Origin of the sequence: Roseobacter sp. N2S, assembly GCF_031454055.1 — a bacterium.
In the GTDB taxonomy this organism is placed as follows: domain Bacteria; phylum Pseudomonadota; class Alphaproteobacteria; order Rhodobacterales; family Rhodobacteraceae; genus Amylibacter.
The window spans coordinates 83,068-90,256 of sequence record NZ_JAVDQB010000016.1 but is presented as its reverse complement, the minus strand read 5'-3'; the positions used below and the strand labels follow the sequence as shown (position 1 = coordinate 90,256).

The 7,189-nt window shown below is 58.0% G+C and carries 5 protein-coding genes and 1 pseudogene; 3 read left to right on the top strand and 3 right to left on the bottom strand.

Annotated features, from left to right (window positions below):
• Window positions 1-5 precede the first annotated feature (5 nt).
• Both GGE09_RS22415 and GGE09_RS22410 read left to right on the top strand, forming a co-directional pair.
• A complete protein-coding gene (locus GGE09_RS22415) occupies window positions 6-1,508 on the top strand; it encodes a hypothetical protein (RefSeq protein ID WP_309748285.1) in 1,503 nt (500 codons plus the stop codon).
• A 453-nt stretch (window positions 1,509-1,961) separates the two neighbouring features.
• A complete protein-coding gene (locus GGE09_RS22410) occupies window positions 1,962-2,273 on the top strand; it encodes a hypothetical protein (RefSeq protein WP_128910920.1) in 312 nt (103 codons plus the stop codon).
• A gap of 737 nt (window positions 2,274-3,010) precedes the next feature.
• Here GGE09_RS22410 and GGE09_RS22405 read toward each other — a convergent pair.
• The 3 genes from GGE09_RS22405 to istA all read right to left on the bottom strand — a co-directional run bounded on the left by GGE09_RS22405 (window position 3,011) and on the right by istA (window position 6,168).
• Window positions 3,011-3,784, bottom strand: a complete 774-nt coding sequence (locus tag GGE09_RS22405; protein ID WP_082899426.1) for a TRAP transporter large permease subunit — start codon at window positions 3,782-3,784, stop codon at window positions 3,011-3,013.
• 174 nt (window positions 3,785-3,958) lie between these two features.
• Window positions 3,959-4,723 carry an IS21-like element helper ATPase IstB gene (gene istB, locus GGE09_RS22400; RefSeq protein WP_064224188.1) on the bottom strand — a complete coding sequence of 255 codons (765 nt, stop codon included), beginning with the start codon at window positions 4,721-4,723 and terminating at the stop codon, window positions 3,959-3,961.
• Window positions 4,720-6,168: an IS21 family transposase gene (gene istA, locus GGE09_RS22395; RefSeq protein ID WP_082894785.1), complete on the bottom strand. Its 1,449-nt coding sequence runs from the start codon at window positions 6,166-6,168 to the stop codon at window positions 4,720-4,722. Before istA ends, istB begins: the two co-directional genes overlap by 4 nt.
• A gap of 152 nt (window positions 6,169-6,320) precedes the next feature.
• Here istA and GGE09_RS22390 point away from each other — a divergent pair.
• A pseudogene (locus GGE09_RS22390) lies at window positions 6,321-7,115 on the top strand (IS110 family transposase); the annotation flags it as partial.
• Window positions 7,116-7,189: the final 74 nt, after the last annotated feature.

Here is a 7,189-nt window from a genome sequence, read left to right as displayed (position 1 = left end):
CATCCATGAACACAATCTGGAGGAACACCATGTCACGAACATCCATGAACACAATCTGGAGGAACACCATGTCACGAATTTCATATCCGACCGACCTGCGCACGCAGGCCAGAACTAGGGCGCTCTGCCTAGCCCTGGTGGCTGGCCTTGCCGCCCCCGCCATGGCGCAGGACAAGACGTCGTTCAGAGAGCACAGCGGTGTATTGCCCGATGGTACGTCCTGGCTTATCCGTGTCCCCGCAAACTGGAACGGACGGCTGCTACGCGACCTTGATTTCGCTAGCTTCATCCATGTTCCTGGCTACGCCCCGCGTTACGACGATCTGTTGGCGCGCGGCTATGCCTTCGCCGGTCTGGCCCGCCATCCACTGCGGCTCTGGCAGTACGATCCGCAGCGCGAGATCCTGAACCTCGAAACCGTGCAAGACACGTTCACCAAACTCGAGCGCGAGCCGGACATGGTCCTTCAGTACGGATGTTCCGGCGGCGGTCTCGACAGTCTCGCCTCTGCGGAAGTCTACCCCGACAAGATCGACGGTTCTGTCGTGCTTGCTGCGCATACCCCGGTCTGGATCATGAACAGCTTTCTTGACGGCTGGTTCGCGATGAAGACCCTGCTTGGGGCTGACTTCGAAGCACAGGGGCTGGGGCAGGCCTCAGAACTGACAGTGGTCGGGCTGCCCAATGCCGGTGCGGGCGGCGACCGCAACCTCGACGCCATCCGCGCGGCATGGAAAAGCGCGATCGAGAACGCGGGCAAGACATCCGAAGGCCGTGCCCGGCTGGCACTGGCCTTTGCACTCGGCCAGTGGTCGCCGTGGTTGGTCGAAGGCACCGACCTGCCCGACACGGCCGACACGGCAGCGATGGCCGACATGGTCCTGAAATCGGCGATGCGCAATGCCAGCAACGTTGGCGGTACCTCGCGGCTGTTGTTCGAAAACGCGGCCTCTGGCCAACAGTTGTCGAGTAACGAGAGCGTCGACTATGCCGCGTTCTACGCCAATGCAGCGCCCGCTATGAAACAGTTGGTTGAGGCGCTTTATGATGAGGCCGGGCTGGACCTTCAGGCGGACATTGCGACCATCAATGCGGAACCAAGGATCGCGGCGTCCGATTATGCGCTCGACTTTTGGGCTGCGGATGGCCGCACCACGACCGGAGAGCTCGAAGTTCCCGCCATCCGCATCCACATGTTAGGCGATTGGGCGATCCCCTACTCTCTGATGCAGGGCTACGAGGAACTTGTCGAACAGGCCGGGACCACCGACCTCTATCGTCAGGCGCTTGTTCAGGGCACCGGTCACTGCGAGTTTATGGCGGCGGAAAGCAGCGTGATCGTCGAAATCCTAGCCGATCGGGTGACGACTGGCATCTGGCCAGAGACCACCTCTGGGGCGCTGAACACAGCCGCCACCGCGCTTGAAACAGGGTCCGTTCCCCGATTCATCGACCATGGCGACTGGCGCGTCGACGCCTACAACCGCCCGTGGACGCCAGCCCAGTGACACATCGCGGGGCCGGCTTCACGGTTGGCCCCGTCCCTACCGCGTCAGGCATGGCACGGACGAGATGAGCGTCTTGGGATAGTCGTCCTTCGGTTCGTCAAGCACATTGGCCGTCGCTCCGCGCTCGACCACCTTGCCGCCGTACATGTTAATCACAGTGTCGCAGAGGTAGGGTTCCTGAAAAACCAGCTGGATGTCGCGCCGTACCGGCGGCAGACCCCGACATGCCCTCACCGAAAAGCTTCGTCGCGCCAGGAACCTCCAGCACGACGAGGACGCGGGCCAGCGTGGACTTGCTGGAGCCGATTTCAACTACACCACGACAATCCGCGCGGTTGGAAACAAAAGCTGACGCCCTGCAACGCGCGTGTCTCGGACGGTCTGGAGAACCAGCCGCAAACATTGTGGTCCTTTCAATGGAAATAATCGGTGCCACTGATGTTGGGATGGGTGATGGCTGTACCCGAAAGATGGGGATTTTTGCGACAGCACTTTTGGGGATTTTTTGATCCAGCATTTACAAAGTGGCAAGTAAGAGCGGGCGTTTATCTCGAGCGCGCGGCGGCAGGCAGCACCAAGGTGGGCAGCACCAAACTTGTCGGACAGCCGGATGACACTCAGACAGCTCCGGTCGCCCTGTTCGGGGTGCTTACGATTACGCATGATAGCCTCTGTGAAGTTGGCGACATTCGGCCCGATACTATCCGTCTTCGCATGTCGGTCGACGACACGACATTCCAAATGGAGGCTGCGATGACGACCTGATCGCAACCCGTTCCCTGCCTGATGACAGGCTCTTTAGGTTCGGCAGGGACGTGGTGTTCCGATAATGCTGTGCTCCGAACTGTTGCCGATCAAGATCGAGCACGCCTATGAGATGGGCACATCGGAATTGCATTTGAAACAGCATCATGTTGGCAGCCAATCGCGCTGACGACGGACCGAAGCATGCACCCGGGGTGATCTCAGACGAAGGCAGCGAAGATAGCAGAACGGCATAGAAAAGAAACTGTGATCAAATCCGCGGCTAGGCGGTCGGATGCCTATGTCGAAAAGCGCTTGACTGAGACGTCCCCGTTACCGAAGTCCAGAGCCTAGCCTGCGATCTTCACGGCGACTTCGTCTAAATCCCATACTTCGCCGGGGAGTGACTACCGTCGCCACAAAACGTGGCCGATCAGGGACCCGGCCTTGACGGTCCAGAGCCGTTTGGTCTCGTACGAAACGTCCACGCCCCATGCCAGCATCATTTCCTCGACCTCGCGCAGGTTCAAGTTGAACCGGGCGTGGAGCCAGACAACACAAGAATTGATCTTGGGCGGAAACCGGTGACGCTTATAACTGATGTTCTGAGTTTGCATCAGCACCAGCTACGCCGACATTGCTACACCGGCAGCCCATGGCCGATGAATGTGACAATACCCGCGACGCGCGTACAGCATAGAGAACGTCTTGTGGTGACGCCTCGGGCTGCTTGCAGGTGTGAGACCGGCCCCCCAAGCTCAGAACATTACACTTGGGAGCCAGAGCGCAATCTGAGGAAAAATCATCAGCAGCACGATCCCCAGAAGCATCGGCAAGACAAAGATGAGTGCCCCGCGTGCCGTATCCGAAAGCGACAGGTCAGGAACGACAGTGCGCAGCACGAAGAGGTTTAGACCGACCGGCGGGGTAATCGCCGCAATCTCGATCTGGATGGTGACGATAACGCCAAACCAGATCGGATCATATCCAAGGCCCACCACGGTTTCGAGGAAGATCGGCACCACGATAACCAGAATGCTCAGCGGATCGAGGAACATCCCCATGATCAAAAGAAGGATGTTGATCATCACGATGATGACCCATGGTTCGACATCCAGCCCGGTCAGGTAATTTGATACGTCCTGTGGCACGCCCAGCCGGGTCAGGACGAAGGAACTGAAAAGACCGCCGACCAGCAAGAGCATGAACATTCCTGTGGTGCGGACGGTTTTTTGTAATGCCTTCTGCATGACTCCTCCGCGCAAACGGCCCATGACAAGGGCAACCAGAACCGCCGCCGCGGCACCGAAGGCCCCGGTTTCAGAGGGTGTCGCAATGCCGACATAAAGCGAGACGATGATCATCACGGCAATCAGGATCGTTGGAATGGCTTGGGCACTTGTACTGACGCGCTCAGCAAAGCTAACCCTCTGGGTGATGCGCGGTGCGATCTCGGGTTTCATGAGGACCTGGATGATCACGGTCGCGGAAAGGAGTGCCGCCATCATCAGTCCGGGCAGAATGCCCCCCATGATGTCAACGGCAGAGCAAAATTGGACCAAAGGGCAGCGCAAAATGTTGCCACTTTGAAGGTGGCGTGATGAGTGTGCGGTCACGCGCTAGCATCCGGGCAACCGCGCTTGTCATTTAGCTGGAGGTTGCCCGGATGCTTTGGCCCGTCAGGGCCAATTGGTGCTGATTGTGGTTTAGGTTTCGCGGGCGGCCTGCCGCGCCTTGCTTTGTCCAAGGCGGTAACTTTCGCCATTCATCTCAAGGATGTTGACGTGGTGGGTCAGGCGGTCGAGCAGTGCGCCGGTCAAGCGTTCTGATCCAAAGGTCTCAGTCCATTCATCGAATGGTAGATTGCTAGTAATCAGCGTGGAGCCGCGCTCGTAACGTTGGGAGATCAGCTCGAACAACAGCTCAGCCCCGGTTTTGCTCAGCGGCACAAAGCCCAGTTCGTCGATGATCAGCAGCCTGTAACCCACCATCTGCTTTTGAAGCCGCAGGAGCCTGCGTTCATCACGCGCTTCCATCAGTTCATGGACCAGCGCTGCGGCGGTGACAAAACCAACAGCCAAGCCTTTCTGGCATGCCGACAGACCAAGGCCCAAGGCGACATGAGTCTTGCCAGTGCCTGAGGGGCCGAGTGCGATAACATTCTCACGCCGGTCAATCCATTCGCAACGCGCCAGCTCCAGCACCTGCATCTTGTTCAAAGCCGGGATCGCCTTGAACTCGAAGCTGTCCAGGCTTTTGACGGCCGGGAACTTGGCCGCCTTGATGCGTCGTTCGATCATCCGCCTTTCACGGTCGATCATTTCCAATTCGACCAAACGTGCGAGGAACTGAACATGGTCATGTCCCTCTGTGGCGCATTGGCGGGCCAGCTTGCCATATTCCCGCAGCACCGTTGGCAAGCGGAGAGATTTGAGCCGATGGTCCAGTAGAATTTGCGGCGCTTGTGTCATGCCGCTTTCCCCCGCTTCATCAGCGACATGTAGCTGGCCGCTGACGTCGTGCCAACATTGGCCTTTGGCAGATACGGATAGACATCCAGATCCAGTTTGGGTGGCCGTTTCTCGACCTGGCACAAGACAAGATGCTTGATGGCGTCAAACCCAATCGTCCCCATACGCAGCGCATTTTTGACGGCGACATTCAGGTCGGCCATCTCGAACGTTTCCAGCAACCGCAAGACCTGCACATACTCGCGCCGACCGGCCTTGATCATCCGGGCTTCCATCAGGCGGCGCAGGGTCGCAAATTCCTCTGGCAGTTCCCATGCCACCAATGGGGCAGCCTGATCCAGAGCCCCTGTCTTTTGCTCCAGCAGCGGCAGATAGTGGACAGGATCAAAGACCATGTCTTCGCGGTCCCAGCACCGGGGGTGGCGCGCAATCACATCACCACCACAGCCGATGACAACCTGATCGACATAGCCCCGGATCCAGACGTCACGGTGGCCATAGGCAACCGGCACCGAGTAATCATTGGTTTTGTAGCGCACCAGGGATTGTGCGTTCACCTGGCCGCTGGCCTGGTCACAAGCATCAAATGGAGACGCTGGCAGGTCCATCATTGCATCAAGATCGCGGGCCAGACGTTGCCCGATGTTGTCGCTATGCCCGCGCAAGACATCCGCTTGGCGCTTGCGGCATTTATCTTCCAGCCAAAGATTGAACGCCTCCCATGTCGCAAACTGAGGGATGGGCACCATGAAGTTGCGCCGTGCATATCCGACAAGACCCTCGACGGCGCCTTTATCGTTGCCCTTGCCGGGACGGCCATAACGATCATGGATGAAGTAATGTGACAGCAGCCCGCTAAACAGTTTGGTCCGCTTGCGCGATCCGTCCGGCAGGATCTTCGCAACAAGGCATCGGTCGTTGTCGTAGAGAACCGACAGCGGGACACGGCCAAAGAAGGCAAAGGCGTGGACATGGCCATCGACCCAGGCCTCGGAGACTGCTGCTGGATAGGCCCGCACAAAGCAGGCATCACTGAATGGTAGATCCAGCGCAAAGAAATGCGCCTTTTGCTCCACCCCGCCGATCACAACCATAGCTTCGCCGAAATCCGCCTGGGCGTTGCCAGGGGCGTGTGCCAACGGCACAAACATCTCCCGACTGCGCCGCCCATGTTCGCGGACATAGTTCTTTACCGTCGTGTAACCGCCTTGAAACTGGTGCTCGTCGCGCAGCCGTTCAAAGATGCGCTTGGCGGTGTGGCGCTGTTTGCGGGGACGCTTCAGATCGTCTTGCAGCCATTGATCAATGAAGCCCGTGAAACCATCGAGCTTGGGCCGCTTGATATCCGCCGTGCGCTGGTAGCCGGGCGGGACCGAGAACATCATCATCTTCTTCACGCTCGCACGCGATATCCCGAAATGGCTCGCTGCCGCACGTTCACTCATGCCCCCACGACGCGCGAGGCGCACCTTCCTGTAAAGTTCCACGCTGAAAATACCCCCGCCCTCCCTGAAAACAGAAAGGGCCAAAGTGGCAAAGTTTTACTCTGCCCGCAGCAAGACTATCCCGCCACTTCCGTGGCTCACTTTTGCACTGACGTTCTCATCTGGGTGAGACGTTGAACAAGACCGATGCAAACGATGCTGAGGGATTGGCCAAACTTGCCGAAACCGGCTTCTATAAGGCTGTTAGGGTCAAGTCGTTCGAAGCGATGCTGATCCGGTCATTGGTTGCAGCCCGCACGCAACTCCTGGCCATCACGACACAATTGACCAATCAGATCCGTGGTTTGATGAAGACTTTCGGTCTTGTCGTGCCCAAGAGCAAAGGCCGGGTGTTCATAGAAAAGGTTAACGATCTACTGGACGGACATATCGAGTTGAAAGGGATCATCTATCCGCTGCTCGAAGCTTGGCAAGCTGTCAGGGAGCGGGCGTCTACGCTCAGCCGCCAGCTCTTGTTGGCGGCGCGACAGTGCCAAAGCACGCGTTTGCTCATGACGATACCAGGCATCGGGGCGATCACAGCAGTTTCCTATGTGGCCGCTATCGAAGACCCGAGGAACTTTCCGAAGTCCCGATCTGTCGGCGCATGGCTTGGCCTCACCACACGCCGATACCAATCGGGAGAGATGGATTTTAACGGCCACATCTCTCGAAGGGGGGATCAACGATTGCGTGGGCTCCTCTACGAGGCTGCGACCTCGTTGCTTACGAGGACTCGAGCCGAAACGGTCAGTGATCTAAAAACCTGGGGGCTTCAATTGCGCGACCGCCTTGGCTTCAAGCGGGCGGCGGTCGCCGTTGCTCGCAAACTCGCCGTCATCATGCATTCCATGCTGAAGCATAAGCAGCCAGCTCGCAAGTTTAAGGCTCGGGATGACAGGTATTGATCGAGATTCCGTCGTAAAAATTGAATGTGGCCGACATCACTGTTGAGACTTGATCCTTAATCTTACAGATGCCT